The 27,000-nt window shown below is 68.0% G+C and carries 23 protein-coding genes; 14 read left to right on the forward strand and 9 right to left on the reverse strand.

The features are described from left to right. The first annotated feature begins 238 nt into the window (after positions 1 to 238). Positions 239 to 3,829 carry an indolepyruvate ferredoxin oxidoreductase family protein gene (locus ACTRWB_RS28850; RefSeq protein WP_446903859.1) on the forward strand — a complete coding sequence of 1,197 codons (3,591 nt, stop codon included), beginning with the start codon at positions 239 to 241 and terminating at the stop codon, positions 3,827 to 3,829. A gap of 139 nt (positions 3,830 to 3,968) precedes the next feature. On the opposite strand, the gene ACTRWB_RS28855 is transcribed toward ACTRWB_RS28850, so the two are convergent. Then, positions 3,969 to 6,239: an NADP-dependent malic enzyme gene (locus tag ACTRWB_RS28855; RefSeq protein WP_129513499.1), complete on the reverse strand. Its 2,271-nt coding sequence runs from the start codon at positions 6,237 to 6,239 to the stop codon at positions 3,969 to 3,971. 460 nt (positions 6,240 to 6,699) lie between these two features. On the opposite strand from ACTRWB_RS28855, the gene ACTRWB_RS28860 reads away from it, so the two are divergent. Both ACTRWB_RS28860 and ACTRWB_RS28865 read left to right on the forward strand, forming a co-directional pair. Next, complete coding sequence (locus ACTRWB_RS28860; protein WP_048248168.1) at positions 6,700 to 7,386, forward strand: orotate phosphoribosyltransferase; 687 nt, start codon at positions 6,700 to 6,702, stop codon at positions 7,384 to 7,386. Between the two features lie 241 nt (positions 7,387 to 7,627). Continuing rightward, positions 7,628 to 8,224, forward strand: a complete 597-nt coding sequence (locus ACTRWB_RS28865) for a YbhB/YbcL family Raf kinase inhibitor-like protein (RefSeq protein WP_343495532.1) — start codon at positions 7,628 to 7,630, stop codon at positions 8,222 to 8,224. A gap of 76 nt (positions 8,225 to 8,300) precedes the next feature. Here ACTRWB_RS28865 and ACTRWB_RS28870 read toward each other — a convergent pair whose 3' ends face one another. Continuing rightward, a complete protein-coding gene (locus ACTRWB_RS28870; RefSeq protein WP_446903860.1) occupies positions 8,301 to 8,450 on the reverse strand; it encodes a hypothetical protein in 150 nt (49 codons plus the stop codon). On the opposite strand from ACTRWB_RS28870, the gene ACTRWB_RS28875 reads away from it, so the two are divergent. The 5 genes from ACTRWB_RS28875 (at position 8,434) to ACTRWB_RS28895 (ending at position 14,217) form a co-directional block, all read left to right on the forward strand. Continuing rightward, complete coding sequence (locus tag ACTRWB_RS28875; protein WP_048248166.1) at positions 8,434 to 9,006, forward strand: flavodoxin family protein; 573 nt, start codon at positions 8,434 to 8,436, stop codon at positions 9,004 to 9,006. The genes ACTRWB_RS28870 and ACTRWB_RS28875 overlap by 17 nt on opposite strands. A 164-nt stretch (positions 9,007 to 9,170) precedes the next feature. Then, positions 9,171 to 10,121: an N-acetyl-gamma-glutamyl-phosphate reductase gene (gene argC, locus ACTRWB_RS28880; protein ID WP_193097474.1), complete on the forward strand. Its 951-nt coding sequence runs from the start codon at positions 9,171 to 9,173 to the stop codon at positions 10,119 to 10,121. A 430-nt stretch (positions 10,122 to 10,551) separates the two neighbouring features. Then, the gene (locus ACTRWB_RS28885) at positions 10,552 to 11,982 is read left to right on the forward strand and encodes a DUF2957 domain-containing protein (protein ID WP_048248164.1); all 1,431 of its coding nucleotides are present in this window, start codon (positions 10,552 to 10,554) and stop codon (positions 11,980 to 11,982) included. Between the two features lie 141 nt (positions 11,983 to 12,123). Beyond that, on the forward strand, positions 12,124 to 13,365 hold the full coding sequence (locus ACTRWB_RS28890; protein WP_129513496.1) for a DUF2957 domain-containing protein: 1,242 nt from the start codon (positions 12,124 to 12,126) through the stop codon (positions 13,363 to 13,365). 18 nt (positions 13,366 to 13,383) lie between these two features. Further along, positions 13,384 to 14,217, forward strand: coding sequence for an OmpW/AlkL family protein (locus tag ACTRWB_RS28895; RefSeq protein WP_129513495.1), 834 nt, complete (start codon positions 13,384 to 13,386; stop codon positions 14,215 to 14,217). Positions 14,218 to 14,401: 184 nt separating this feature from the next. Here the strand turns inward: ACTRWB_RS28895 and ACTRWB_RS28900 are convergent, their stop codons facing one another. Further along, on the reverse strand, positions 14,402 to 15,331 hold the full coding sequence (locus ACTRWB_RS28900) for a LysR family transcriptional regulator (RefSeq protein ID WP_412022618.1): 930 nt from the start codon (positions 15,329 to 15,331) through the stop codon (positions 14,402 to 14,404). A gap of 98 nt (positions 15,332 to 15,429) precedes the next feature. Between ACTRWB_RS28900 and ACTRWB_RS28905 the strand changes: the two genes are divergently transcribed. Continuing rightward, entirely contained in the window at positions 15,430 to 16,713 is a 1,284-nt protein-coding gene (locus tag ACTRWB_RS28905) for an MFS transporter (RefSeq protein WP_446903861.1), read from the forward strand. 75 nt (positions 16,714 to 16,788) lie between these two features. Here the strand turns inward: ACTRWB_RS28905 and ACTRWB_RS28910 are convergent, their stop codons facing one another. Beyond that, positions 16,789 to 17,430, reverse strand: coding sequence for a LysE family translocator (locus ACTRWB_RS28910; protein WP_412022620.1), 642 nt, complete (start codon positions 17,428 to 17,430; stop codon positions 16,789 to 16,791). Between the two features lie 74 nt (positions 17,431 to 17,504). Beyond that, positions 17,505 to 18,581 carry an NAD(P)-dependent oxidoreductase gene (locus ACTRWB_RS28915; protein ID WP_446903862.1) on the reverse strand — a complete coding sequence of 359 codons (1,077 nt, stop codon included), beginning with the start codon at positions 18,579 to 18,581 and terminating at the stop codon, positions 17,505 to 17,507. Here ACTRWB_RS28915 and ACTRWB_RS28920 point away from each other — a divergent pair. Continuing rightward, positions 18,471 to 19,229, forward strand: coding sequence for a Mut7-C RNAse domain-containing protein (locus tag ACTRWB_RS28920; RefSeq protein WP_193097469.1), 759 nt, complete (start codon positions 18,471 to 18,473; stop codon positions 19,227 to 19,229). The two genes, ACTRWB_RS28915 and ACTRWB_RS28920, sit on opposite strands and share 111 nt — an antisense overlap. A gap of 77 nt (positions 19,230 to 19,306) precedes the next feature. Here ACTRWB_RS28920 and ACTRWB_RS28925 read toward each other — a convergent pair whose 3' ends face one another. Continuing rightward, positions 19,307 to 19,672: a hypothetical protein gene (locus ACTRWB_RS28925; protein WP_226799902.1), complete on the reverse strand. Its 366-nt coding sequence runs from the start codon at positions 19,670 to 19,672 to the stop codon at positions 19,307 to 19,309. A gap of 239 nt (positions 19,673 to 19,911) precedes the next feature. Here ACTRWB_RS28925 and ACTRWB_RS28930 point away from each other — a divergent pair, with 239 nt between their 5' ends. Genes ACTRWB_RS28930 through ACTRWB_RS28945 form a run of 4 tightly spaced genes read left to right on the forward strand, consistent with a single transcriptional unit; the run spans position 19,912 to position 24,168 of the window. After that, positions 19,912 to 21,117 (forward strand): efflux RND transporter periplasmic adaptor subunit, encoded by a 1,206-nt coding sequence (locus ACTRWB_RS28930; protein WP_446903863.1) that lies wholly within the window; start codon positions 19,912 to 19,914, stop codon positions 21,115 to 21,117. 7 nt (positions 21,118 to 21,124) lie between these two features. Further along, on the forward strand, positions 21,125 to 21,823 hold the full coding sequence (locus ACTRWB_RS28935) for an ABC transporter ATP-binding protein (RefSeq protein WP_343495518.1): 699 nt from the start codon (positions 21,125 to 21,127) through the stop codon (positions 21,821 to 21,823). A gap of 21 nt (positions 21,824 to 21,844) precedes the next feature. Beyond that, entirely contained in the window at positions 21,845 to 22,999 is a 1,155-nt protein-coding gene (locus ACTRWB_RS28940) for an ABC transporter permease (RefSeq protein ID WP_446903864.1), read from the forward strand. A 2-nt stretch (positions 23,000 to 23,001) separates the two neighbouring features. After that, a complete protein-coding gene (locus ACTRWB_RS28945) occupies positions 23,002 to 24,168 on the forward strand; it encodes an ABC transporter permease (protein WP_446903865.1) in 1,167 nt (388 codons plus the stop codon). 13 nt (positions 24,169 to 24,181) lie between these two features. Here ACTRWB_RS28945 and ACTRWB_RS28950 read toward each other — a convergent pair whose 3' ends face one another. The 3 genes from ACTRWB_RS28950 to ACTRWB_RS28960 form a co-directional block, all read right to left on the reverse strand. Then, positions 24,182 to 25,513 (reverse strand): carotenoid oxygenase family protein, encoded by a 1,332-nt coding sequence (locus tag ACTRWB_RS28950; protein WP_446903866.1) that lies wholly within the window; start codon positions 25,511 to 25,513, stop codon positions 24,182 to 24,184. Between the two features lie 16 nt (positions 25,514 to 25,529). Next, positions 25,530 to 26,156, reverse strand: a complete 627-nt coding sequence (locus ACTRWB_RS28955; protein WP_446903867.1) for a DUF2239 family protein — start codon at positions 26,154 to 26,156, stop codon at positions 25,530 to 25,532. A gap of 123 nt (positions 26,157 to 26,279) precedes the next feature. Next, positions 26,280 to 26,996 (reverse strand): glutathione S-transferase family protein, encoded by a 717-nt coding sequence (locus ACTRWB_RS28960; protein ID WP_446903868.1) that lies wholly within the window; start codon positions 26,994 to 26,996, stop codon positions 26,280 to 26,282. Positions 26,997 to 27,000: the final 4 nt, after the last annotated feature.

Genomic DNA, 27,000 nt, shown 5'->3' on the forward strand with positions numbered 1-27,000 from the left:
CAAGATTAACGGCATTTGCCCGCAGATGGGGCCGGCTTTACATGCATTTACATGATGTAACGCATCATCACGCCCTGTTTTCCTGGCCCGCCGCCGCCATCCGGCCGACAGGCGGCGGGTTTGCCCCAGTGCTACCATCGCTTAAAACCGGCCAATATGCCGGCCACTGCCGACGCGTTCAAAAGACGCCGGAGCAGTCGAGTTTTGGTGATCCCAAACTGGGTGGAGGAGACTGTTAATGAATGCCCCGCTAGACGCAGACCAACGCGCGTCGCTAGAAGCCGCGCTGAAGTCCGTCACGCTTGATGACAAATACACACTGGAACGCGGTCGCGCGTACATGAGCGGCATTCAGGCCCTCGTGCGCCTGCCGATGCTCCAGCAGGAACGCGACCGCGCCGCCGGTCTCAATACGGCCGGGTTCATTTCCGGCTATCGCGGTTCGCCCCTCGGCGGCCTCGACCTCTCGCTCTGGAAGGCCAAGCAGCACCTGGCGGCCCACCAGATCGTCTTCCAGCCCGGCCTCAACGAAGATCTCGCCGCCACCGCCGTGTGGGGCTCGCAGCAGGTGAACCTGTACCCCGGCGCGAAGCACGACGGCGTGTTCGGCATGTGGTACGGCAAGGGCCCGGGCGTCGACCGCACGGGCGATGTATTCAAGCACGCGAACTCGGCCGGCTCGTCGCAGCACGGCGGCGTGCTGGTGCTCGCCGGCGACGACCACGCGGCGAAATCGTCGACGCTCGCACACCAGTCCGAGCACATCTTCAAGGCCTGCGGGCTGCCCGTGCTGTTCCCGTCCAACGTGCAGGAATATCTCGATTTCGGCCTGCACGGCTGGGCGATGAGCCGCTACTCGGGCCTGTGGGTCGCGCTCAAGTGCGTGACGGACGTCGTCGAATCGTCGGCGTCGGTCGACATCGACCCGCATCGCACCGAGATCGTGCTGCCGACCGACTTCATTGTCCCGGACGGCGGCCTGAACATCCGCTGGCCCGACCCGCCGCTCGTGCAGGAAGCGCGGCTGCTCGACTACAAGTGGTACGCGGCGCTCGCCTATGTTCGCGCGAACAAGCTCGACCGGATCGAGATCGATTCGCCGAGCGCACGCTTCGGGATCGTGACCGGCGGCAAGGCGTACCTCGACGTGCGCCAGGCGCTGACCGACCTCGGTCTCGACGATGAAACCTGCGCGCGGATCGGCATCCGGCTTTACAAGGTCGGCTGCGTGTGGCCGCTCGAAGCGCAGGGCGCGCAAGCGTTCGCGCGCGGCCTCGACGAAATCCTCGTCGTCGAGGAAAAGCGCCAGATCCTCGAATACGCGATCAAGGAAGAGCTGTACAACTGGCCCGACGGGCAACGGCCGCGCGTGTTCGGCAAGTTCGACGAGAAGGACGGCGCCGGCGGCGAATGGTCGGTGCCGATGGGCAACTGGCTGCTGCCCGCGCACTACGAACTGTCGCCCGCGATCATCGCGAAGGCGATCGCGACGCGCCTCGAGAAGTTCGAGCTGCCGTCCGACGTGCGTGCGCGCATCGCCGCGCGGCTCGCGGTGATCAACGCGAAGGAAATGGCGCTCGCGAAGCCGCACGTGCAGACCGAGCGCAAGCCGTGGTTCTGCTCGGGCTGCCCGCACAACACGTCGACCAACGTGCCGGAAGGCTCGCGCGCGATCGCCGGCATCGGCTGCCACTACATGACCGTGTGGATGGACCGCAGCACGAGCACCTTCAGCCAGATGGGTGGCGAAGGCGTGCCGTGGATCGGCCAGGCGCCGTTCACGGACGAGAAGCACGTGTTCGCGAACCTCGGCGACGGCACCTATTTCCACTCGGGCCTGCTGGCGGTGCGGGCGGCGATCTCGTCGAAGGCGAACATCACCTACAAGATCCTCTACAACGACGCCGTCGCGATGACGGGCGGCCAGCCGGTCGACGGCGTGCTGACGGTGCCGCAGATCACGCACCAGCTCGCGTCCGAAGGCGCGAAGAAGATCGTGATCGTCACCGACGAGCCGGAGAAGTACGACAGCCAGAAGGCGCTGCTCGCGCCCGGCGTGACGATCCATCATCGCGACCAGCTCGACGACGTGCAGCGTGAGCTGCGCGAGATCGAAGGCACGACGATCCTGATCTACGACCAGACCTGCGCGACCGAGAAGCGCCGTCGCCGCAAGCGCGGCACGTATCCGGACCCGGCCAAGCGCGTCGTGATCAACGACGCGGTGTGTGAAGGTTGCGGCGACTGCTCGGTGCAATCGAACTGCCTGTCGGTCGAGCCGCTGGAAACCGAATTCGGCACGAAGCGCCAGATCAACCAGTCGAGCTGCAACAAGGACTTCTCGTGCGTGAAGGGCTTCTGCCCGAGCTTCGTCACGGTCGAGGGCGGCCAGTTGAAGAAGCCGAAGGCGGTTTCGGTCGACGGCAACGCACTGCCGCCGATCCCGGAACCGACGCTGCCGGACATCGACCGGGCCTACGGCGTGCTCGTCACGGGCGTCGGCGGCACGGGTGTCGTCACGATCGGCGCGCTGCTCGGGATGGCCGCGCACCTCGAGAACAAGGGCGTGACCGTGCTCGACGTCACGGGCCTCGCGCAGAAGGGTGGCGCGGTGATGAGCCACGTGCAGATCTCGCATGCGCCGACCGACATCCACGCGACGCGGATCGCGATGGGCGAAGCCGATCTCGTGATCGGCTGCGACGCGATCGTTACGGCCGGTGACGAGTGCACGTCGCGGATGCGGCACGACACGACGCGCGTGGTCGTCAACAGCGCGCAGACGCCGACCGCCGAGTTCATCAAGAACCCGAACTGGGCATTCCCCGGCCTGTCCGCGGAGAACGACATCCGCGCGGCGGCCGGTGAAGCGGTCGATTTCATCGACGCAAACCGCTTCGCGGTGGCGCTGCTCGGCGACGCGATCTACACGAACCCGTTCGTGCTCGGTTATGCGTGGCAGAAAGGCTGGCTGCCGCTCACGCTCGCATCGCTCGAACGCGCGATCGAGCTGAACGCCGTGTCGGTCGACAAGAACCGCGCTGCATTCGACTGGGGCCGCCGCGCCGCGTACGACCTTGCCAGCGTGAAGCAGGCCGCGGCCGGCGATGCACGCCCCGCGCAAGGCGCCACGGTGATCGCGCTGCACACGAAGAAGGCGGTCGACGCCTTGATCGCGAAGCGCGTGGAATTTCTCACCGCGTACCAGAACGCAGCATACGCATCGCGTTATGCGGCGTTCGTCGACAAGGTACGCGCAGCCGAGCGCGCGCTGGCGGACGGCGACACGATGCAGGAGCAACTGACCGAAGCGGTCGCGCGCAACCTGTTCAAGCTGATGGCGTACAAGGACGAATACGAAGTCGCGCGGCTGCAGTCCGATCCCGCGTTCCTCGCCCGCCTGTCCGCGCAGTTCGAAGGCGACTGGAAGCTGAAATTCCACCTCGCGCCGCCGCTGTTCGCGAAGACGGACGCCCATGGCCATCTCGTGAAGAAGGCGTACGGCCCGTGGATGATGTCGGCGTTCCGGCTGCTCGCGAAGGCGAAGTTCCTGCGCGGCACGGGGCTCGACCCGTTCGGCCGCACCGAGGAACGCCGCACCGAGCGCGCGCTGATCGGCGAGTACGAAGCGCTGATCGACGAAGTGACGGCCAAGCTGAACGCGGCCAACCGCCCGCTCGCGCTCGAACTCGCGGCGCTGCCGGACGGCATTCGCGGCTACGGCCACGTGAAGGAGAACAACCTGCGCGCGGTACGCCAGAAGTGGGACACGCTGCTCGCGAAGTGGCGTTCGCCGACAGGCAGCCAGTCGCACCAGCAGGTCGCGTAACGGCACGCGACGGGCGTTCGCGGTACGGACGCCCGCCCGCGCCGCCGGCGCTTCGCGATAAAAAAAACGCCACGGAGCGCAAGCTTCGTGGCGTTTTTCATTGCACCGCGCGTGAAGCGCGGCACTCGCGGTTGCGAACTTACTTCGTGTTCACGTTCGCGGCGGCAACGGCCGTCATGTTGATGATCCGGCGCACGGTCGCGGCCGGCGTCAGGATGTGGGCCGGCTTCGCGGCGCCGAGCAGGAACGGGCCGACCGTCACGCCTTCGCCGCCGACCATCTTCAGCAGGTTGTACGCGATGTTCGCGGCTTCGACGTTCGGCATGATCAGCAGGTTCGCTTCGCCCGACAGCGTCGTGCCCGGGAATGCCTGCTTGCGGATCATTTCCGACAGCGCGGCGTCGCCGTGCATTTCGCCGTCGACTTCCAGGTTCGGCGCACGTTCGACGATCAGCTTGCGTGCCTCGGCCATCCGGCGCGACGACGCCGACGGCGCGCTGCCGAAGTTCGAGTTCGACAGCAGCGCGGCCTTCGGCGCGATGCCGAAGCGCTCGATCTCGGCCGCGGCCTGGATCGTCATGTCGGCGAGCTGTTCGGCGCTCGGCAGCTCGTTCACGTACGTGTCGCACACGAACAGGTTGCGGCCCGGCAGCATCAGCAGGTTCATCGCCGCGAAGTGCTCGGCGCCCTTCGCGCGGCCCAGCACCTGCTCGATGAACTTCAGGTGGCTGTGGAACGTGTCGATCATCCCGCAGATCATCCCGTCCGCGTCGCCCAGGTGCACGAGCATCGCGCCGATCAGCGTGTTGAACTTGCGCAGCGCGGCCTTCGCGACTTCCGGCGTCACGCCGTCGCGCGCGGCGATGTCGTGGTACGCCTGCCAGTAGCGGTGGTAGCGCGTGTCGTCTTCCGGATTGACGATTTCGAAATCGACACCGGCCTTCAACTTCGAGCCGATCTTCTGCAGGCGCATCTCGACGACCGACGGACGGCCAACGATGATCGGCTGCGCGATCTTTTCCTGCAGCACGAACTGCGCGGCACGCAGCACGCGCTCGTCCTCGCCCTCGGCGAACACGATGCGAGCCTGCTTCTTCTTCGCGGTCGCGAACACCGGGCGCATTACCATGCCGGTGCGGTAGACGGTCGCGCCGAGCTGCTCGCGGTACGCGTCCATGTCCTGGATCGGACGCGTGGCGACGCCCGAATCCATCGCGGCCTGCGCAACGGCCGGCGCGATCTTGATGATCAGGCGCGGGTCGAACGGCTTCGGAATCAGGTAATCCGGCCCGAATTCGAGCGAATGACCTTCATACGCCTTCGCGACTTCCTCGCTCTGGTCGGTTTCCTGCGCCAGTTCGGCGATCGCGCGCACGCAGGCGAGCTTCATTTCTTCCGTGATCGTCGTCGCGCCGACGTCGAGCGCGCCGCGGAAGATGAACGGGAAGCACAGTACGTTGTTGACCTGGTTCGGGTAGTCCGAACGGCCGGTCGCGACGATCGCGTCCGGGCGCACGGCCTTCGCGTCTTCCGGGCGGATTTCCGGTTCCGGGTTCGCGAGCGCCAGGATCAGCGGCCGGTCGCCCATCGTCTTGACCATGTCCTGCTTCAGCACGCCCGCGCTCGAGCAGCCGAGGAACACGTCGGCGCCGACGATCGCATCGGCGAGCGTGCGCGCGTCGGTCGTGGCCGCATAACGCTGCTTCGACGGATCGAGATTGCCGCGCCCTTCGTAGATCACGCCCTTCGAATCGGCGACGAGGATGTTCGACTTCGTCAGGCCGAGGTTCACCAGCAGGTCCAGACACGCGATTGCCGCGGCGCCGGCGCCCGAGCACACGAGCTTCACTTCGGACAGCTGCTTGCCGACGACCTTCAGGCCGTTCAGGATCGCGGCCGACGCGATGATCGCGGTGCCGTGCTGGTCATCGTGGAAAACGGGGATCTTCATGCGCTCGCGCAGCTTCTGCTCGATGTAGAAGCATTCCGGCGCCTTGATGTCCTCGAGGTTGATGCCGCCGAGCGTCGGCTCGAGCATCGCGATCGCCTCGACGAGCTTGTCGGGGTCGGACTCCGACAGTTCGATGTCGAACACGTCGATGCCCGCGAATTTCTTGAAGAGGCAGCCCTTGCCTTCCATCACCGGCTTCGCGGCGAGCGGGCCGATGTTGCCGAGACCGAGCACGGCCGTGCCGTTCGTGATCACGCCGACGAGGTTGCCGCGCGACGTGTACTTCTGCGCGTCGAGCGGATCGGCGTGGATCGCCTCGCACGCGGCGGCGACGCCCGGCGAATACGCGAGCGACAGATCGAGCTGGTTCGACAGCGGCTTGGTCGGGGTGACCGAAATCTTGCCGGGTTTCGGGTTCAGGTGATAAGCGAGAGCGGCCTGCTTCAGTTGTTCGTCCATGATTGACCTGCGAGAGACATGCGAAATTTTGACGGTTCAGTTCACAGCACCTTCGGCCGCGTCTGCTTGAATCGAGGGGATGGTCGACTGCGAGACGGCACGCGACGCGCCGGATCGGCACGCCATCGAACCTTGGCGGGTGGCAAGAGGAAAGTACAAAGTACTGAACGATTTCTAAGGGTCGCCTAGTGTACACCCCGCGCATGACACGCGTTGGTGCAGCGCCGCATCCCCGACATCGGCACGCGAGCGGTCCGCCCCCGTTTGTTTCGCCGGTGGTGAGCGGCGCGTCGAACCCGCGCGAATTCCGCCGAAAACCGGCCTGAATCGGGTAAAATGTCGGGCTACGCGCGCAGCGATGCGATTGGTTCTCCGATCGCGCCCCGGCCCTCTGGGCAGGTTCCCCTTGCTGCGCCACCGGGCCCGCGCCCGCTCCTCGCTCAACACCCAAGGAATGCCCATGACAGGCTACGATCGTCAGTCGATCTCGGATACGACCGCCAAAATGCTGCTCGAAGTGCAGGCGGTGCACTTCAACGCCGAAAAACCCTTCGTCTTCACGTCGGGCTGGGCAAGCCCCGTCTATATCGACTGCCGCAAGCTGATCTCGTATCCGCGCGTGCGCCGCGGCCTGATGGAAATGGCGGAAACGACGATCCTGCGCGACATCGGTTTCGAGCAGATCGACGCGGTGGCGGGCGGCGAAACGGCCGGCATCCCGTTCGCGGCATGGATCGCGGACCGGATGATGGTGCCGATGCAATACGTGCGCAAGAAGCCGAAGGGTTTCGGCCGCAACGCGCAGATCGAAGGCCATCTGGAAGAAGGCTCGCGCGTGCTGCTGGTGGAAGACCTGACGACCGACAGCCGCAGCAAGATCAACTTCATCAACGCGCTGCGCACCGCGGGCGCGACGGTGAATCACTGCTTCGTGCTGTTCCACTACAACATCTTCAAGGAAAGCGTGTCGGTCCTGAAGGACATCGACGTCGACCTGCACGCACTGGCGACGTGGTGGGACGTGCTGCGCGTCGCGAAGGCCTCGGGCTACTTCGAGACGAAGACGCTCGACGAAGTCGAGAAGTTCCTGCACGCACCGGCCGAGTGGTCGGCCGCGCACGGCGGCGCGACGGGCGCCCAGGAGTGATGCCTCGCCGGCATGCGTGCCGGCTCCCAGGCTGAAAAAGCCGCCTGCTTCACCGCGGGCGGCTTTTTTTTCGTCCATCGTCCCGCGCAAGAACCGGTCGCGACCACGGGTCGCGGTGTGCATCGCTCATCGAACCCTAATGCTAGACTTGATCCATCGCCGCCATCAGCTGCTCGGGCAACGCACAACGCCAACAACGCCGGGAGCATCAGCCCGGCCCACGTGACGGGAGAAGCGCCATATGCGTGTGGATCGCCGGATCACCCCGCCTGCGCCATCGGGTCGCCCGTCTCCATTCATCCTCTTTGCCCTCCTGTGCGCCGCCGTCTTCGCGGCACTGCCCGCGCATGCGGAAGGCCCGTTCACCGTGACGAGCGACGACCTGGCACCCGGCGGGCACGTCCGCGCCGCGAACGTGTTCGACCGCGGCGACTGCAAGGGCGGCAACCACTCGCCGCAGCTCACCTGGCACAACCCGCCGCCCGGCACGCGCGGCTACGCGGTCACGATCTTCGACCCCGACGCGCCCGGACACGGCTGGTGGCACTGGGCCGTGGCGGGCATCCCCGCGACGGTCACGAGCCTGCCCGCCGACGCGAGCGCGTCCGGCTTCCTGCGGCGCATCGGCGCGAGCGAAGCGCGCAACGACTTCGGGATCGACGGCTACGGCGGCCCGTGCCCGCCGCCCGGCAAGCCGCACCGCTACGTGATCACCGTCTACGCGCTGAAGGGCACCGACCTGCGCGTCGCGCAGGGCCGCCCCGCGCCGATGTTCGAGCACGAGATCGGCACGCTCGCGATCGGCACCGCGCAATTCACGGTCAGCTACGGGCAGTAACGGGCGCCGTGCACCGCCACGTCGCGATTGCCAATCATCGAGAAATTCCGTGAACGGCACGCGCGCGTTTTTCCCGTCATTTCAGCTTGCTAGACTCGTCGTCACCGGTCGCGGCGCCTCGCCGCGCATCCGTCGCGCCGCCTTCCGGCGACGCATAACCCGGCAGGCCGCCGCGGCCGCCGACCCCGTTCCTTTCCGGAGAACGCTTCATGTCGAACATCGTCATCGTCTATCACAGCGGCTACGGTCACACGCAGAAACTGGCCGAGGCCGTGCACACCGGCGCGCAGGACGCCGGCGCGACCGTGCGCCTGATCGCCGTCGGCGACCTCGACGACGCAGGCTGGGCCGCACTCGACGCGGCCGATGCGATCGTCTTCGGCGCGCCGACCTACATGGGCGGCCCGTCCGCGCAGTTCAAGCAGTTTGCCGACGCAACGTCGAAAGCGTGGTTCACGCAGAAGTGGAAAGACAAGATCGCCGCGGGCTTCACGAACTCCGCGACGATGAACGGCGACAAGTTCTCGACGATTCAATATTTCGTCACGCTGTCGATGCAGCATGGGATGGTGTGGGTCGGCACGAGCCTGATGCCTGCCAACTCGAAGGCGGCCACGCGCAACGACATCAACTACCTCGGCGGCTCCACGGGCCTGCTCGCGCAATCGCCGGCGGATTCGACGCCCGACGAGGGCCCGCTGCCGGGTGACCTCGAGACCGGGAAGGCGTTCGGCCGGCGCATCGCCGAAGCGACGGCCCGCTGGGTTGCCGGCGGCCGCTGAGCACGCCCCTGACGCCCGCGCGCCCGCGTCGGCGGGCGTCAAAGGGACACAAGACGGCCCGCCGGCCGTCTTTTTTTCGCCCCGCGCGGTGCAGGCCCGCCGGATGACGTCTTAAAATGGCGGTTTCAGGGCGCGGCCCCTCCGTTTCATTCAGTGAGAGCGAAATGAGCACCAAAGTTTTTGTCGACGGCCAGGAAGGCACGACCGGCCTCAAGATCTTCGAATACCTGTCGGCACGCAGCGACATCGAGATCCTGCGCATCGATGAAGCGAAGCGCAAGGACGTCGACGAGCGCCGCCGCCTGATCAACGCGTCGGACGTCACGTTCCTGTGCCTGCCGGACGTCGCATCGCGCGAATCCGCATCGCTGGTCGAGAACCCGAACACGACGCTGATCGACGCGAGCACCGCGTTCCGCACGAGCGCCGACTGGGCCTACGGCCTGCCCGAACTGACCCGCGCGCAGCGCGAGAAGATTCGCACGTCGAAGCGCATCGCGGTGCCGGGCTGCCATGCGTCGGCCTTCGTGCTCGCGATGCGTCCGCTCGTCGATGCGGGTATCGTCGCGCCGACGTTCGCCGCGCACAGCTACTCGATCACCGGCTACAGCGGCGGCGGCAAGTCGATGATCGCCGAATACGAAAGCGCCGCGCCGGGCGGCAAGCTCGCGAGCCCGCGCCCGTATGCGCTCGGCCTCACGCACAAGCACCTGCCGGAAATGGCCGCGCACACGGGCCTCGCGAACCCGCCGATCTTCACGCCGATCGTCGGCCCGTTCCTGAAGGGCCTCGCGGTGACGACCTACTTCACGGCCGAACAGCTCGCGAAGCACGCGACGCCGCAGGACGTGCAGCGCGTGTTCGCCGAGTACTACGCGGACGAAGCGTTCGTGCGCGTCGCGCCGTTCAACGCGGACGCGAACCTCGACGGCGGTTTCTTCGACGTGCAGGCGAACAACGACACGAACCGCGTCGACCTGTTCGTGTTCGGCAACGAAGAGCGCTTCGTCACGGTCGCGCGCCTCGACAACCTCGGCAAGGGCGCGTCGGGCGCCGCGATCCAGTGCATGAACCTCAACATCGGCGCAGCCGAGGACGCGGGCCTCAAGCGCTGATCATCATCTCATGCGATGCAAAGCCGGCCGCTGGCCGGCTTTTTATTTACTCGTATCAGGCAATAAATAAAATCCGGTTCGCGTATTTACAATTATTTACAAGCTTTCCATTGCGCGATTACCAGTGAATTAAGCCCACCCCTCTTTCTCCAGTCAATCCCGAATAGGGATAAACCGGATACCGTCGCTTTAAACGCTGCCGTTATACGCGGGAAGGCCGTTCGACAGCCTGCCGAGCGTGGCACATCCCCCACTCCAGCAGCTTCCGGCAGCCCCCGTCTCGTTTTAATTCTTACCGAATGCCGCGTCGGACAAGGAATCAAAACGCGATATCCGTTTCAATCGCCTTTTTTAGACGGGTTCATCAATTGACAGCAAAAATCAAGGCGGCGACATTAGCTCGCACAATTAAACGATTGGAGACAGCGGCATGTCGCACACCTTATCGAAGGGGGTGGCAACGGCCTTTGCCATTACCCCTTTCCTGCTTGCCTGTGGTGGGGGGGATTCTGGCGGCGCGCCTGCGCCGATCAATGCGCCCCAATGTTCCGGATCGAGCTGCGGCACGCAAGGGCCGCCGCCTTCGCAGCCCGTCAACGGTTCGCTGTGCCCGGCCGACGCCGACATCGTGAAGAGCACGTATCTCGGTGGCGCCGGTAGCGGCGAGATCGTCAGCGTCAACATCGACGCGGTCGCGATGACCTACACGCTCAAGTGGCTCGAATCGCCGATTCCGCTCGCGACCGGCACGGTCACGCCGAGCCGCGTCGGCACGTCGATCGCCGGCAAGGTCATCCATCCGCCGACCGGCACGCTGCCGACCGCCGAACAGACGCGCTGCGCGTTCGTCCTCACGCCGGGCACGGGCACCGCACCGAACGGCTCGACCTATTCGACGGCCGCCGACTTCAATCCGGCGAACCCGCCGATGCTGCTGGTCGGCATGGGCGTCGCGGGCGGCGGCATTCCGGGTGCGACGGTGCAGTACGACGGGCTGACGATCAGCCTCGCCGGCATCCCGCTCTACCAGAACGTCGGCCAGGTGCCGAACCGTCACTTCGACTTCTATCCGTTCCTCGGTTTCGCGAACACGACGACGGACCTCACGAAGCTGCCGGGCACCTACAACGCGCTGATCTACCACCTCGTGCCGTCGGGCAACTACGCGACGCAAGGCGCGAATTCGAGCGAGACGTTCGATGCGAACGGCGCGTGCACGTCGACGAATGCGTCGGGCTGCGAAACGACCGGCGATCCGTGGAAGACGAGCGCGAACGGCGGCTACTTCGACAGCACGAAGGCACCGCAGATCCTGCCGCAGACGAAGCTGCCGATCATCGGCGCAACCGGCAAGTCGGCGACCGCGCACATGGTGATCGGCCAGCTCAACGGCGCGACCGTGCCGGTGATCGTGCGCACGGGCAACGTGAACCTCGGCACGCCGCCGCTGCACACCGACGCGCAGGTCGACGACGAATCGGGCATCGCGGTGCTCGGCTCGGCGACGGCGATCCAGTCGGGCGCGATCGACGGCGGCTACGCGGGCGCGGACTCGAACTTCAAGTACACGGCCGCACTGATCCGCGGCAGCAACGCGTCGTTCATCAACCCGACCACGCAGGCCGAGGAAGACGCCTTCTCGCTCGACTACGGCCAGGCGACGCCGGGCCTGCTGAACGCGAAGACGACGCCGCCGAGCGGCGCGGCCTACCCGTCCGCGTCGGGCGTGGTGATCGCGACGGGCGGGCTGTACGCGGCGCTCATCCAGGGCACGGTGAACGGCGGCGTCACGTCGACGTCGGCGAACTCGAGCACGTCGTCGACACCGTACTTCGGCGTGGGCGCGCAGATCAGCAAATAGCGTACGAGGACGCGGCGGCGGCCAGCCCGCTGCCGCGTGACGCAAGGACGCGCGTGGCACGGCGCGGGCAGGACGAGCACAAGTAACAGAAGCGGCCGACAGGGAGCTGGCCGCCGCACAAGACAAATCTGGAGGAGCAACATGAAGCGCAACCTCATTCTGGCGGCGGCCCTTGCCGCCCCCCTTCTTTCTGCCTGCGGCGGCGGCAGCGACAATCCGCCCCCGCTCGTCGAAGACCGGCTCTGTCCCGCCTCGCTCGATTACACCACCGTGTTTACGGGCGGTGCGGGCAGCGGCGAACTCGCCAAGGTCCAGCTCGACACGACCAAGATGACGTGGCAGGTCACGTACGTCGAATCGCCGGTGCCGCAAACGACCGGCACCGTCGTGCCGACCCGCGCGGGCACCGTCGACAGCGGCACGCTCACGCAGGAAACGCTGCTGCCGACCAACAAGCTGAACCAGTGCGCGTTCCGCCTGAACGGCGCAAGCCTCGACCCGACGCGCCCGGCACGGATCTTCGTCGGCGAAGGTGTCGCGGGCGGCACGATTCCCGGCAAGGAAATCCAGTTCGGCGGCGTGCTCGGCCAGGCCGCGGTGCCCGACACGAAATTCCCGTACTACCCGTTCATCGGCTTCTCGTCGATCGAAACCAACATCGCGAACGTCGCGGGCACGTACAGCCACGTCGGCTTCGGCGAAGTGCCGTCGCAGAACTTCGCGCCCGCGTCGATCGACGCGAAGGTGACGATCAACGCGGACGGCTCGTGGACCAAGTGCGACACGACCGGCCAGTTCGCCGGCGGCGCGTGCACGCAGCAGGGCACGAACTTCGTGCAGTCCGCGGACGGCAGCGGCGCGTTCCAGTCCAACAACTACCAGAGCCAGTTGAAGCCGACGCTGTCGACGACGCCGCAGGGCAAGGGCTTCATGATCGTCGGCAAGCTGCGCAACCAGCTGGTGCCGATCCTCGTGCGCACCGGTGTCGCGAACCCGAACCCGACGCCCGACAGCAACGGCGTGCCGGGTCTCACCGCCGACGACGAATCGAGCATCTCGATCCTCGCGCCGCAATCGATGGTCGCGGTCGGTTCGCAGAACGGCGAGTACATCGGCGTCGACAGCCAGTTCAATTACCGGACCACCGCGCTGACCAACACCCAGGCCACCCTGCTCGATCCGTTCCAGCCGTCGCAGGCCTCGCTCGCGACCGCACTCGACCTCGACTACACGCAGAAGGTGCCGGGCACGGTCACGACGATCCACACGGGTTCGGGCAGCACGTCGCCGACCGGCAAGTTCATCTTCACGGGTGGCGTGTTCGGTTTCCTCGATAACGCCGGATCGACGCCGTATTTCACGATCGGCGCGTTCGTCCAGTAAGCAGAGGGGAAAGCCGTGATGAAGAAAACCCTACTCTGCGCGGCGGCCGGCGCCGCCGCCCTGGCGCCGCTCGCGGCGCACGCGCAGAGCGCCGGCAGCAACGTCGTCACGCTGGGCTGGTTCCACGTGATGCCGCAACAGAGCAGCACGCCGATGACGACCAACGTCGCGCCGACGCCGATCAACACGCCGCTGCGGCTGCCGCCGTCGTTCACGTCGCCGGGCACCGGGCTGCGTACCAGCGGCGCCGACACCGTCGGCCTGACGGTCAGCCACTTCCTGACCGACCATATCGCGGTCACGTCGGTGGCGGGCGTGCCGCCGGTGTTCAAGGTGTCGGGCCAGGGCACGATCAGGCCGCCCGGCCCGGCCGGCGCGCTCGGCACGCAGAACATCGGGCTGGCGTCGGTCAACCCGATCGTGAAGAGCGTGCGGCAGTGGAGCCCGGCCGTGCTGCTGCAGTACTACTTCGGGCAGGCAACCGCGAAGTTCCGGCCGTTCCTCGGCCTCGGCGTGTCGTACAACTGGTTCAGCGACCTGCAGCTCAACACGAACTTCATCAAGCAGACGCAGGAGAACCTCGGCGCGATTCTCGCGGCGGGCGCGGGCAAGCCGGGTACGACATCGGTGGAGGCGAAGGCGTCGTCGTCATGGCAGCCGGTGTTCAACGCGGGTCTGCAGTACAACATGACGGAGCATTTCGGGCTGATCGCGTCGGTGACGTACATCCCGCTGAAGACGACGTCGACGGTGACGATCAAGGCGGCCGACGGTTCGGTGCTCGCCGAGTCGAAATCGGACCTGAAGGCCGACCCGATCATCAGCTACGTCGGGATGACGTACAAGTTCTGAGCCCGGCGACGGGCGACGAATGGCACGCTGCGGCAAAATCGCAGGCAAAAAAAAGCCCGCCTAAGAGGCGGGCTGAATCCATATCAGAGGAGACATGGAGGAGACAGGTGCAACTATAGCGAAACAGTTTCCGCAATGCAACATTTCCGTAGAGAAAATAAGGATTTTCCCTCGAATGCTGGCTCTAAATCGCTTCGTTCGCTTCTGACCCCTTCCTGATCTCCCCGTCCAGCACCTCGCCCAGCGCGTCGCGCAGCAGCGCGACGGGCCGCACCAGGCGGCCCGGCAGCGCGGCGTGCACGATCCACACGTTGATCCGCGTCTCCAGCCCCACCGTTTCCACCACCCGCAGCGCATCGCGATGCGCGCTGCGCGCGAGCGCGTTCGGCGGCGCGATCCCGATGCCCGCGCCGCGCGCGACGAGCGACAGCTGCAGCTCGGAGCCAAACGCCTCGACCGCGACGTCGAACGGCAGCCCGGCCGCGCCGAGCGCGCGACTCAGCGCCGAACGCATCCCGCAGCCGTCCTGACTCAGCACCCACGGAAAACCCGACAGCGTGTCGAGCGACAACGGGCCGTCCGGCAGCGGAAAGTCGCGCGCGGCGACGAGCACCGTCGGCTGCGTGGCGAGCAGCGTCGCCGTGAACGCGTCGGGCAGCACCGTGCTCGCCGGCACCATCACGGCCGCGACGTCGAGCGTGCCGCGCTCGATGCCCTGCAGCAACGCCGGCGACCAGCCGGCCGTCACGCGCAGCGTGAGGCGCGGGAATGCGTCGCGCAGCCGATCGATCGGCCGCTCGAGCGCCAGCTCGGACAGGAACGGCGGGACGCCGATGCGCAGCTCGCCCGACGGCTCGCTGTCCGGCGCGCCGGCCGCCATCAGCTCGTCGACCGCGCCCAGCACGTTGCGCGCGAGCGCATAGACGTCGCGCCCGGCCGCGGTCGGCTTCAGCGGTTTGCTTTGCCGTTCGAGCAGCGGCACGCCGAGCAGCGTTTCGAGGTTCTGCACGCGCCGCGTCAGGCCCGGCTGCGTCAGGTGGAGCTTCGCGGCCGCGGCAACCATCGAGCCGCTGTCGACCACCGCGACGAACGCCAGGAGATCACGCGTATTCAAAACAAACTCGCATAATCATGTTAGACATATTTCAATTGTCGCATAAACATCGGCCGCCTACGATGGGAACTCCTTCGACCCACACCCCCAGGCTTCCGATGAACTGCCCTGCCAACCCTTGTCCCGGCGCCGTTCGCGCACCCGTCGGCGCGCCGCCCGCGCTGAGCGCCGGCATGACACTGTTCTTCGCCGCGACGGTCGGCGTGATCGTGATGGACCTGTTCGCCGCGCAACCGCTGACGGGCCCGATCAGCGCGGACCTGCACCTGCCGCCCGGCCTCGCCGGCCTCGTCGCGATGCTGCCGCAGCTCGGCTACGCGGCCGGGCTCGTGCTGCTCGTGCCGCTCGTCGATCTGCTCGAGAACCGCCGCCTGATCGTCGCGACGCTCGTCGCCTGCGCGGCCGCGCTCGCGCTGCCCGCGTTCACGCGGTCGGGCGTCGTGTTCCTGCTGGCAACGCTGGTCGCCGGCGCCGCGTCGAGCGTGATCCAGATGCTCGTGCCGATGGCCGCGTCGATGGCGCCCGAAGCGCAGCGCGGCCGCGCGGTCGGCAACGTGATGAGCGGGCTGATGCTCGGCATCCTGCTGTCGCGGCCGCTCGCGAGCCTGATCGCGGGCTCGGCCGGCTGGCGCGCGTTCTACGCGCTGGCCGCGCTCGCGAACGCCGCGATCGCCGTCGTGCTCGCGCTGCGCCTGCCGTCGCGCACGCCGTCGATCACGGCCAGCTACCGCGCGCTGCTCGCGTCGATGGGGCGCCTGCTCGCCGACGAACCGGTGCTGCGCCGGCATGCGTTGTCGGCCGCGCTCGCGATGGCTGCGTTCAGCGCGTTCTGGACCGCCGTCGGGCTGCGGCTCGCGCAGCCGCCGTTCGGTCTCGACCTGCACGGGATCGCGCTGTTCGCGTTCGCCGGCGCCAGCGGCGCGATCGTCACGCCGCTCGCCGGCCGCGCCGGCGATCGCGGCCGCGGCCCGGCCGCGCAGCGGATCGCGCACGGCACGATGCTCGTGGCATTCGTCGTGCTCGGCATCGCGGGCGCCGGCTGGTTCGGCTTCGACGCGCATGCGCATCGTGGCCTCGCGCTCGCGCTGCTCGCCGGCGGCGCGGCGCTGCTCGACGCGGGCGTCATCGTCGACCAGACGATCGGCCGCCGCGAGATCAACCTGCTGAACCCGGCCGCGCGCGGGCGCCTGAACGGGCTGTTCGTCGGGCTGTTCTTCGTCGGCGGCGCGCTCGGCGCGGCGCTCGCGGGCAGTGCGTGGGCATGGGGCGGTTGGAGCGCCGTGTGCGGCGTCGGATTCGCGTTCGCCGGCGCGGCCACGGTGTTCGGCCTCACGGCCCGGCGCCGGGTCGGCGCGGCGGCGCTGACTCGCCCTCATCCGTGAAGCGGACGTGAAAAGTCGAACGCCCCGCCCTCTTACGAGGGACGGGGCGTTCGGCGCACCGGAATCCGTTCGAAATCAGTGACGCACCAGCGCCATCATCGCGCCGAAGCCGACGAACAGCCCGCCCGTCAGCCGGTTGAACACCTTCGCGACGCTCTGGCTCTTCAGCGTCGCGCCGATGCGCGTGCCGAACGACGCGTACACGAGATACCAGCTCACCTCGATCACCGCGAACGTGACGACGAGAATGCCGAACTGCGGCAGCGTCGGCTCGGCCGCGTTGATGAACTGCGGCAGCAGCGCGGCCGCGAACAGGATCGCCTTCGGGTTGCTGCCCGCGACCAGGAAGCCGTTGCGGAACAGCACCCAGCGCGATGCCGACGCAGCCTGGCGCGACACCGATTCGACGTCGGCGGCCGGCGGCGCGTCGTCGACGCGCGCACGCCACGCCTTCACGCCGAGGTAGATCAGATAGGCGGCGCCCGCGAAGCGCAGCGCGTTGAACATCGCGGGCCACGCTTCGAGGAACACGCCGAGGCCGGCCGCCGAAACCGACAGCATCAGCACCAGCGCGCTCAGGCAACCGGCCATCGTCGACGACGAGCGCCGCAGCCCGTGCCGCGCGCCGTGCGTCATCACGAGCAGCATGTTCGGGCCCGGAATCGCCGACACGACGAACACCGTCGCCACGAAAAGCCACCACGTATGCAAGTTCATGCGTGCCTCTGTCTGAATGGAGGGAAACCGAAACGCCGATTATGCCGTGCGCGCGGCGCTTCTGTCGCGTCGTGTCAGCGGCCGGCGCGGCGCAGCGCGACTTCGCCGAGCACCGCGAAATCCTGGTCGCCGCCGCCGTGCGCGAGCGCGTCGAGCAGGCTGTCGCGCACGACGCTCGCGATCGGCAGCGGCACCGACGCGGCGTCGCCGGCCTCCAGCGCGAGCCGGACGTCCTTCAGCCCGAGGCGCGCCTTGAAGCGCGCGGGCTCGTATTGCCGCTCGGCGATCATCCCGCCGTAGCCTGCGTAGACGGGCCCCGGAAACACGCTGCTCGTGATCACGTCGAGGAAATCGCGCATCGCGACGCCGTGCGCGCCCAGCAGCGCGGACGCCTCGCCGAGCGTCTCGATCGCCGACGCGAGCGTGAAGTTCGCCGCGATCTTCGCGACGTTCGCGTGCTGCGGCAGCGAACCGAACCGCCAGGTCTTCTGACCGATCGCGTCGAACAGCGGCTGCACGCGGTCGATCGCCTCGGCCGGGCCGCCCGCCATGATCGTCAGGCGCGCGGCGGCCGCGACGTCGGGCCGCCCCATCACCGGCGCGGCGACATAATCGATGCCGCGCGACGCATGCGCGTGCGCGAGCGATTCGGCGAGCGCGACCGACACCGTCGCCATGTTCACGTGGATCAGGCCGCGCGGCGCCTGCGCGAGCAGCGCGTCGTCGAACACGGCGCGCGCAGCCGCGTCGTCGCCGAGCATCGAGAACACGGCATCGCCGCGAAACGCGTCGGCCGGCGTGTCGACGATCTGCGCGCCGAATGCCGCGAGCGGCTCCGCACGCTCGCGCGACCGGTTCCAGACCCGCACCGTGTGGCCCGCCTTCAGCAGGTTCGTTGCGATCGCCTGCCCCATTTCGCCCAGCCCGATAAATCCGAGATCCATTGCCTGCTCCTTCGCTCCGTGGAGCCGCGAGTTAAACACAGATGGCGGCCGTCTGCAGCGCCCGCCGCCGGCCGTGCGCGGTGCGATACTGCACGGATGGCGACCGCGACCTTCCGCTTCCACGACGAACTGAACGCCTTTCTCCCGCGCGCGCAGCGCGACCGCGCGTTCGGGCACGCGTGCGCGCGCGATGCGACGGTGAAGCACGCGATCGAGGCACTCGGCATTCCTCACACCGAAATCGGCCGGCTGCACGTGAACGACGCACCGGCCGCGCTTGACCGGCCGCTCGGCGACGGCGACCGCGTCGAAGCCTTTCCGGAACGCGCGCAGCCGGCGGCGAACGGTGCAACCGCGCCGCAGCCGGCGCAATGGTGCTTCATCGCCGACGCGCATCTCGGCGGCCTCGCGCAACTGTTGCGCCTCGCGGGCTTCGACACCTGCTACGACAACCACTATCGCGACGACGAGCTCGCGGCGCTCGCCGCGCGAGAGGGCCGGATCGTGCTGACCCGCGACCGCGAACTGCTCAAGCGGCGCACGATCGCACGCGGCTGCTACCTGCACGCGCTGCAACCGGCCGACCAGCTGCGCGAGCTGTTCGCGCGGCTCGATCTCGCGCCGCACATGCGGCCATTCCGGCTATGCCTGCGCTGCAATGCACCGCTGCATCCGCTCGACGCGGCGGCTGCCGCGCCGCGCGTGCCGGCCGGCGTCGGGCTGCGGCACCGGCGCTTCGCCGCGTGCGACGTGTGCCGGCGCGTGTTCTGGGAAGGCTCGCACTGGCGGCGCATGCGCACGGTGGTCGACGCGATGCGCGCGCCGCCGACGCCCGCGGACGAACACGGCGCCTGAAAAAACAAAACCCCGCATGCCGAAACATGCGGGGTCTCGCGACTGGCGGCCGGCAGTGCCGGCCCCGGGCGACGCGCTTAGTTTGCTGCGCCTGCGTCGTTCGTGCCGGCTGCCGATGCGGCTGCGGCCTTTGCCTTGCCCTTGGCCGAACCGTGTTGCTTCAGCGCGTGCTTCGGCTTGCTGTGATCCTTCTTCATCGGTGCGGAAGCGGGTGCCATCGCGCCTGCCGGAGCCGACGCCGACTCCTGTGCGAATGCCGAAACCGATGCGAGTGCGATTGCTGCGGTCATGATCGAAGCGAGCGTCTTCTTCATTGTTCTTCCTTTAGCGGAGAAAAAATCAAACGAACCGGTGAAAGATGCGAGGCATTCGCATCGGAGCGCCAGGCCGGGAGGCCGGCTTTCGCCGTTCCGCCTCAATAAAACCTGACGCACTGGTTCCATAACGCACCGCCTTCGCGGCGAGTTGACACGCTGCTTGCACCCCTCGGGTTTCCCCGGGGGCGAGCGCTTCTTCCCTCGTCTTCCCGCACCGGCGCGCCGGTACGGCGGCCGCCGCACTGGCCCCACAAACGCGCTCGCGCGCCATCGGGGCGACGCTTATACTGGCGTCCATCCGTCCCTTTCCCCGGAAACCGGATCGCGGCCGGTCGCCAGACCGCCGCTGTCTCGAGGCGCTCAAATTGCCCGATCACAATCTGGACAAACTGAAAATCGACCGGCGTCCGATCGCACCGGCACCCCGCCGGCGCCGGTGGGTCCGCTATGCGGTCGCCGCCGCGATCGCCCTCGTCGCGATCATCGCCGGCCTTGCGCTCACCGGCCGGCCGACCGTCGAAACGACGTCCGTCACGTCCGCCTACCCGTACCAGAACGACACGCAACTGAATGCGACCGGCTACGTCGTGCCGCAGCGCAAGGCCGCGGTCGCGTCGAAGGGCCAGGGGCGGGTCGAATGGCTCGGCGTGCTCGAGGGTACGCGCGTGAAGAAGGACGAGATCATCGCGCGGCTCGAAAGCCGCGACGTCGAGGCGGCGCTCGCGCAGGCGCTGGCCCAGGCGAAGGTCGCCCGCGCGAACCTCGGCGTGCAGCAGGCCGAGCTGAAGGACGCCGAAATCGCATTCCGCCGCACCGCGGCGCTCGCGCCGAAGGGCGCCGTGCCGGCCGCGCAGCTCGACATCGACACGGCCCGCGTGAACAAGGCGCGCGCGTCGCTCAGCAGCGGCGAGGCCGCGATCGTGTCCGCCGACGCCAACGCGCAGGCCGCGCAGGTCGCGGTCGACCAGACGGTGATCCGCGCGCCGTTCGACGGCATCGTGCTCGCCAAGCATGCGAACGTCGGCGACAACATCACGCCGTTCTCGTCCGCGTCGGACAGCAAGGGCGCGGTCGTGACGATCGCCGACATGGACACGCTCGAGGTCGAGGCCGACGTCGCCGAATCGAACATCGCGAAGATCCGCGCCGAGCAGCCGTGCGAGATCCAGCTCGACGCGCTGCCGGACACGCGCTTCGCGGGCCGCGTGTCGCGCATCGTGCCGACCGTCGACCGCTCGAAGGCCACCGTGCTCGTGAAGGTGCGCTTCGTCGATCGCGACGACCGCGTGCTGCCCGACATGAGCGCGAAGATCGCGTTCCTGTCGAAGCCCGTGTCGGCGCAGGACCGGCAGCCGGTGACGGCCGTGCAAGCGAGCGCCGTCGTCGAGCGCGACGGCCGGCCGGTCGTGTTCGTCGTGAAGGACGACAGCGTGCGCGCGGCGGCCGTGACGACGGGCATGCGGATCGGCGAGCTGGTCGCGATCCGCGGCGTGAAACCCGGCGACACGGTCGTGCTCGCACCGGGCGAGAAGCTGAAGGACGGCGCGAAAGTGACCGTCGCGAAGAAGTAGCGCGAGCGTGAACGACACGCCGCCGCCCCTCGTCGAGATCAGCCACGTCGCGAAGTCGTACCGGCGCGGCAACCAGATCGTGCCCGTGCTGACCGACATCACGCTCGACATCGGCGAAGGCGATTTCGTCGCGCTGATGGGGCCGTCGGGCTCCGGCAAGAGCACGCTGCTGAACCTCGTGGCCGGCATCGACCGGCCCGACAGCGGCGAGCTGCGCGTGGGCGGCCTCGACATCTCGCAGCTCGCCGAGGCGCAACTGGCCGAATGGCGCGCGGCGAACGTCGGCTTCATCTTCCAGTTCTACAACCTGATGCCCGTGCTCACCGCGTTCGAGAACGTCGAGCTGCCGCTGATGCTCACGCACCTGTCGCGCCGCGAGCGGCGCGAGCGCGTCGAGCTCGTGCTCGACATGGTGAATCTCGGCGACCGGACGAGCCATTACCCGTCCGAGCTGTCGGGCGGCCAGCAGCAGCGCGTCGCGATCGCGCGCGCGCTGATCACCGACCCCGTGCTGATCGTCGCGGACGAGCCGACCGGCGACCTCGACCGCACGTCGGCCACCGACGTGCTCGCGATGCTGCAGCGGATGAACGCCGAGCTCGGCAAGACGATCATCATGGTGACCCACGACGCGCACGCGGCCGGCGCCGCGCAGTCGCTCGTGCATCTGGAAAAAGGGGAGCTGATCGATGGGCACGCCGGCTGACCGGCGGCGGGGGCGCGCGCGATGTATGTGCTGAAGCTGATCGCGCGCAACGCAATGCGGCACCGGCTGCGCACGCTGCTGACCGTGCTCGGGCTCACGATCGCGGTGCTGGCGTTCGGGCTGCTGCACACCGTCGTCGACGCGTGGTACGCGGGCGCGGCCGCCGCGTCCAGCGGACGGCTCGTCACGCGCAATGCGATCTCGCTGGTGTTTCCGCTGCCCGTCAGCTACGAGAACCGGATTCGCGGCGTCGACGGCGTGACGGCCGTGGTCCGCTCGAACTGGTTTGGCGGCATCTACCGCGACCCGAAGAACTTCTTCGCAAGCTTCGCGGTGTCGGACAACTATCTCGACCTGTACCCGGAATTCATCATCCCGGCGCAGCAGCGCGCCGACTACAACCGCGACCGCCGCGGCTGCCTCGTCGGGCGCCAGCTCGCGACGCAGTTCGGCTTCAGGATCGGCGACGTGATTCCGCTCAAGGGCACCATCTATCCCGGTACGTGGGATTTCGTCGTGCGCGGGATTCTCGACGGCCGCGACGATTCGACGATCACGCGCCAGATGGTGTTCCACTGGGACTACCTGAACGAGACGGTGCGCCAGCGCACGCCGAAACAGGCCGACCAGGTCGGCGTATTCGTGCTCGGCGTCGCGAACCCCGACGACGGCGCGACGATCGCGCGCGGCGTCGACGCCGTGTTCAAGAATTCGCTCGCCGAGACGCTGACCGAGACCGAGCAAGCGTTCCAGCTCGGCTTCGTCGCGATGTCGAACCAGATCATCGCGGCGATCCGCCTGGTGTCGTACGTGGTGATCCTGATCATCATGGCCGTGATGGCCAATGCGATGGCGATGAGCGCGCGCGAACGCACGGCCGAATACGCGACGCTGAAGGCGCTCGGCTTCGGCCCCGGCTTTCTCGCGCTGATCGTGTTCGGCGAATCGGTCGTGATCGCGGTGGCCGGCGGCGGGCTCGGGATCCTCGCGACGCCGCCTGCCGCGAGCCTGTTCAAGCAGGCGGCCGGCGGCATCTTCCCGGTGTTCAAGGTGTCGACCGAGACGGTCGTGCTGCAGGCCGCGTGCTCGGTCGCGGTCGGCGTCGCGGCCGCGATCGTACCGGCGTGGCAGGCGGCACGCGTGCGCGTCGTCGAAGGCCTGCGGGCGATCGGGTAGACATGGCGATCCCGCTCACCTACATCGCGCGCAACCTGTGGACCCGGCGGCTCACCACCGCACTCACCGCGGGCGGGATGGCGCTCGTGATCTTCGTGTTCGCGACGGTCCAGATGCTCGACGCGGGGCTCACGCAGACGCTCGTGTCGACCGGCGAACCCGACAACGCGGTGGTGATCCGCAAGGGCGCCGAAACCGAGATCCAGAGTTCGATCGACCACCAGCAGGCCAACGCGCTCGAGATGCACCCGGCCGTCGCGCTCGGCCCCGACGGCCGGCCGCTCGTGTCGAAGGAAGCCGTCGTGCTGATCTCGCTCGTGAAGACGTCGACCGGCAAGCCGTCGAATGTCGTGATCCGCGGCGTGTCGCCGGCCGGCCTCGCGCTGCGGCCGCACGTGAAACTGGCGGCGGGCCGCATGTTCGTGCCCGGCTCGTCGGAGATCATCGTCGGCAGCGCGATCGCGAAAGGCTTCAGCGACACGCAGCTCGGCGACAGCCTGCATTTCGCGCAGCGCGACTGGACCATCGTCGGCATCTTCGACGCGGGCGGCAGCGGCTTCGATTCGGAGATCTGGGGCGACGTCGATCAACTGATGCAGTCGTTCCGGCGCACGAGCTATTCGTCGATGGTGCTGCGCATCCCGAGCGCCGACGGTTTCGCGCGCTTCAAGGCCGACATCGACGTCGACCCGCGGCTGACCGACGAGGCGAAACGCGAGCAGACCTTCTACGGCGACCAGTCGAAGGCGCTGTCGACGTTCATCAACATCCTTGGCATCACGCTGTCGACGATCTTCTCGATCGCCGCGATGATCGGCGCGATGATCACGATGTATGCGTCGGTCGCGAACCGCGTCGCCGAGATCGGCACGCTGCGCGCGCTCGGCTTCAAGCGCAGGAACGTGCTCGCCGCGTTCCTGCTGGAAGCGCTGCTGCTCGGCTTCGTCGGCGGTGTCGCGGGGCTCGCGTGCGCGTCGCTGATGCAGTTCGCGTCGTTCTCGACGACCAACTTCCAGACCTTCTCGGACCTGTCGTTCCGCTTCGTGCTGACACCCGCGATCGTCGTGAAGACGCTGCTGTTCTCGCTCGTGATGGGGCTCGTCGGCGGGTTGCTGCCGGCGATGCGCGCGTCGCGGCTGAAGATCGTCGACGCACTGCGCGCGCAGTGACGCGCACGGCCGCTCAGCGCACGCGCGGCACCCAAGCGCCGTGGAACCCGGCCGGCACACGGCGCGGCAGGTGCACGGTCGCGACCGGCCCCGCGTCGATCGCGCGCGCATCGAGGATCACGACGTCGCTCGTATCAGTCGCCGCGCGGTAGACCATCACCAGCAGCCAGCCGTCGTCCTCGTCGACCCCGCCCGGGCGCGACACGAACACGGGTTCGCCGTTCTGGTCGCCGGCCGGCACCGCGTAATGCGTCGACGTGCCGCGCGCGTGATCGAAGCGCATCACGCCGCGCATTTCCGCGTTGTTCGGCTGCTCGACCGCATACAGATAGCGGTAGCTGCGCCCGGTCCGGCTTTCGTTGATGCGCGGCAGCTCGATACCGCCGTCCGCGAGCGGCCCTTCGTCGATCAGCCCGTTCGCCGTATCGATCACGTAGCGCCACAGCTCGCCGACCGGGTTGTCCTCGAACCGGCCAGTGCGCGCGTCGAGCCGCAGGAACCACGGATAACGCACCACGTCGAGCACGAGGCACGATGCGTCGCAGTCGTACGCGTTCACGACGTGCTGGACGAAGCACGGCTCGACGCCGAACCAGCGCACGTCGCCGCCGTGACGCGGGATCACGCCGATGCGTGCAGGACGGTCGTCGTGCCAGCGCAGCGGCATCCGGTGGCCCTGCTTCAGCAGCGAGAAGTCGTAGCCGACGTTCAGGTCGAGCAGCAGGCTGCGGGTTTCGGTGATCGCGAAGTCGTGCATCATCGACGGCGCCGACAGATCGATAGCAATATCGACGCGCTGCACGCCCTGCGCGTCGGCGACGCCGTAGCGCAGCCACGGCGCGCGCCAGTCCGCGCGAAACGCGATCAGCTCGCCGGTCACCGGGTCGACCTTCGGATGCGCGGTCATGCCGCCGTCGAAGCCCGCCAACCGGCGCGACACGCCGAGCGAATCGAGCGCGGCCGTGATCGCGAACGGCGCGCCGCCCTCCGCCATCGCGAGCAATTCGCCGGCATGCTGCAGCACGCTCACGTTCGGATTGGTGTCGGGCAGATGCGGCACCTGCCCGGGCGCATGCACCGCGGCCCAGCGCTGCGTGCGCGCCCAGCGGTTCCGGTAGCCGGTCGCGCGGCCGTTTTCGAACGCGATCGCGTGCAGCATCGCGGCTTCCGGCCACCACGACAGCATGTCGCTCCCTTCGAAGCGGCCGCCCGGTGGATTCGGGCCGTTGCGCAGCAGCGTGCCATCGAGTTCGCGCGGGACGGCGCCGGTCACGCGCAGGTCGACGAGATCGACCTCGTCGGTAACCGGCGCGAGCGCGCCGCGGTTCAGATCGAATACGGTCATCGTGTCCAGTGCTCCTTCAGCAGTCTTCGGCGGGCGGCGGCAGATCGCCGCGCGCCAGCGCGAGCGCATGGTCGCGCACGTCGTCCGGCCAGCCGGCGATCAGCTCGGCGAGCCGCGCCGGGTCGTTCGCATACAGCGCCCGCGCGGCCTCCTCAAAACCGGGCAGGTCGCCCGCCATCGCCGACATGAAGTGATACGCGCGCGTCTGCGCGTCGCGGTGTCGGTCAGCCGCCGCGTGCGTGCGCCGCGCGTCCTCGACGAGCTTGCGCAGCGCGACGGACGCGCCACCCGGCTGCGCGCCGAGCCATTCCCAGTGACGCGGCAGCAGCGTGACCTCGCGCGACACGACGCCGAGCTTCGGCCGCCCGCGGCCGCGCTGCTCGCCCGCGCCGGCCGGTTCGCCGGCAGCACCCGCTGCGTCGCCCGGCGGCGGCGCGAAACGCGCGCGCACTTCGTCCGCCGTGCCGCGCAGGTCGAGGTCGATCGAGCGGCCCGTCGCATCGTCGAAGATCAGGATCGAACCGGCCATCGCGTCGCCGGCCGCCTGCCGGACCGCGAGCGCGACCGCCGCAAGCGGGCCCGACGCGAGCCGACGGTGGCCGTCGAAGGCCGTGTAGGAAGGAAGGAGCATGGAGGTTGTCATCGTGGTCACCTGCGGGCAGGAATCGGAATGACGCCATTTTTATCCGGGTATTAATTGAATGTCAATATCACCCGGGTAAAAATATCGCCGATACCCTGCCCTTCGGGCGACCGCGTTGCGCGGTCAGGTCGCCATGACGTGCGCGCTTGCCACCGCGTCGTCGAGCGACACATGCCCTTCGAACGCCGACGAGGCCGGCAGCGGCAAGCCTTCCTCGACCGCGTGCGCGAAATGCACGCCCGCATCGTCGGCGAGCCGCGCGCGCAGCGCGGCGATGCGCGGAAACGCGTCGCGCTCGAACACCGCGTGATAGTCGGCCCAGCGGGCGATCCCCGCGAAATACGCATCGGCCAGCGTGCGCCGTGCGCCCAGCAGCCACGGGCCATCGCCGCGCGCGAGCTGCGCTTCGAGCTGCCGGTGCGCCTTCAGCACCTTGCCGCGGCCGTAGGCCTGCAACGCTGCTTTCTCGGCACCCTCGGTGTTGTGTTCGTACACGTACCAGAGCGCACCGAACGCGTTGAAGAATGTCGTGTTCAGCCACGCCAGCATCCGGTTCAGCCGGTCGAAATCCGCGCTGCCCTGGCGGAACGCGAGGCCGCTGTCGAGCACTTGCGCGCCGACGTGGCCGAGGATCGCGAGGCTTTCGGTCAGCACGTCGCCGTTCGCGGTCACGAACGCTGGTGTTTCGGCGACGGGGTTCAGTGCGAGGAATGCGTCGCTCGTCGCGAGGTCGGGCATCGTGATGCGCGACAGCCGATATGGGCGACCGGCCCATTCGAGCGCGACGATCGAGCCGAACGAGCAGCCGGCGGGAATGCCGTAGAGAAGGATCGGGGACATCGGG

The organism is Burkholderia sp. YIM B11467 (assembly GCF_052952715.1).

Excerpts from the sequence above, each read along its gene's own strand:
- ACTRWB_RS28850 (WP_446903859.1), top strand. The coding sequence starts at position 239 with ATGAATGCCCCGCTAGACGCAGACCAACGCGCGTCGCTAGAAGCCGCG.
- ACTRWB_RS28910 (WP_412022620.1), bottom strand. The coding sequence starts at position 17,430 with ATGAACTTGCATACGTGGTGGCTTTTCGTGGCGACGGTGTTCGTCGTG.
- ACTRWB_RS28875 (WP_048248166.1), top strand. The coding sequence starts at position 8,434 with ATGTCGAACATCGTCATCGTCTATCACAGCGGCTACGGTCACACGCAG.
- ACTRWB_RS28860 (WP_048248168.1), top strand. The coding sequence starts at position 6,700 with ATGACAGGCTACGATCGTCAGTCGATCTCGGATACGACCGCCAAAATG.
- ACTRWB_RS28855 (WP_129513499.1), bottom strand. The coding sequence starts at position 6,239 with ATGGACGAACAACTGAAGCAGGCCGCTCTCGCTTATCACCTGAACCCG.
- ACTRWB_RS28945 (WP_446903865.1), top strand. The coding sequence starts at position 23,002 with ATGGCGATCCCGCTCACCTACATCGCGCGCAACCTGTGGACCCGGCGG.
- ACTRWB_RS28895 (WP_129513495.1), top strand. The coding sequence starts at position 13,384 with ATGAAGAAAACCCTACTCTGCGCGGCGGCCGGCGCCGCCGCCCTGGCG.
- ACTRWB_RS28885 (WP_048248164.1), top strand. The coding sequence starts at position 10,552 with ATGTCGCACACCTTATCGAAGGGGGTGGCAACGGCCTTTGCCATTACC.
- ACTRWB_RS28890 (WP_129513496.1), top strand. The coding sequence starts at position 12,124 with ATGAAGCGCAACCTCATTCTGGCGGCGGCCCTTGCCGCCCCCCTTCTT.
- ACTRWB_RS28955 (WP_446903867.1), bottom strand. The coding sequence starts at position 26,156 with ATGACAACCTCCATGCTCCTTCCTTCCTACACGGCCTTCGACGGCCAC.
- ACTRWB_RS28950 (WP_446903866.1), bottom strand. The coding sequence starts at position 25,513 with ATGACCGTATTCGATCTGAACCGCGGCGCGCTCGCGCCGGTTACCGAC.
- ACTRWB_RS28960 (WP_446903868.1), bottom strand. The coding sequence starts at position 26,996 with ATGTCCCCGATCCTTCTCTACGGCATTCCCGCCGGCTGCTCGTTCGGC.
- ACTRWB_RS28870 (WP_446903860.1), bottom strand. The coding sequence starts at position 8,450 with ATGACGATGTTCGACATGAAGCGTTCTCCGGAAAGGAACGGGGTCGGC.
- ACTRWB_RS28925 (WP_226799902.1), bottom strand. The coding sequence starts at position 19,672 with ATGGAACCAGTGCGTCAGGTTTTATTGAGGCGGAACGGCGAAAGCCGG.
- ACTRWB_RS28920 (WP_193097469.1), top strand. The coding sequence starts at position 18,471 with ATGGCGACCGCGACCTTCCGCTTCCACGACGAACTGAACGCCTTTCTC.
- argC (WP_193097474.1), top strand. The coding sequence starts at position 9,171 with ATGAGCACCAAAGTTTTTGTCGACGGCCAGGAAGGCACGACCGGCCTC.
- ACTRWB_RS28940 (WP_446903864.1), top strand. The coding sequence starts at position 21,845 with ATGTATGTGCTGAAGCTGATCGCGCGCAACGCAATGCGGCACCGGCTG.
- ACTRWB_RS28905 (WP_446903861.1), top strand. The coding sequence starts at position 15,430 with ATGAACTGCCCTGCCAACCCTTGTCCCGGCGCCGTTCGCGCACCCGTC.
- ACTRWB_RS28865 (WP_343495532.1), top strand. The coding sequence starts at position 7,628 with ATGCGTGTGGATCGCCGGATCACCCCGCCTGCGCCATCGGGTCGCCCG.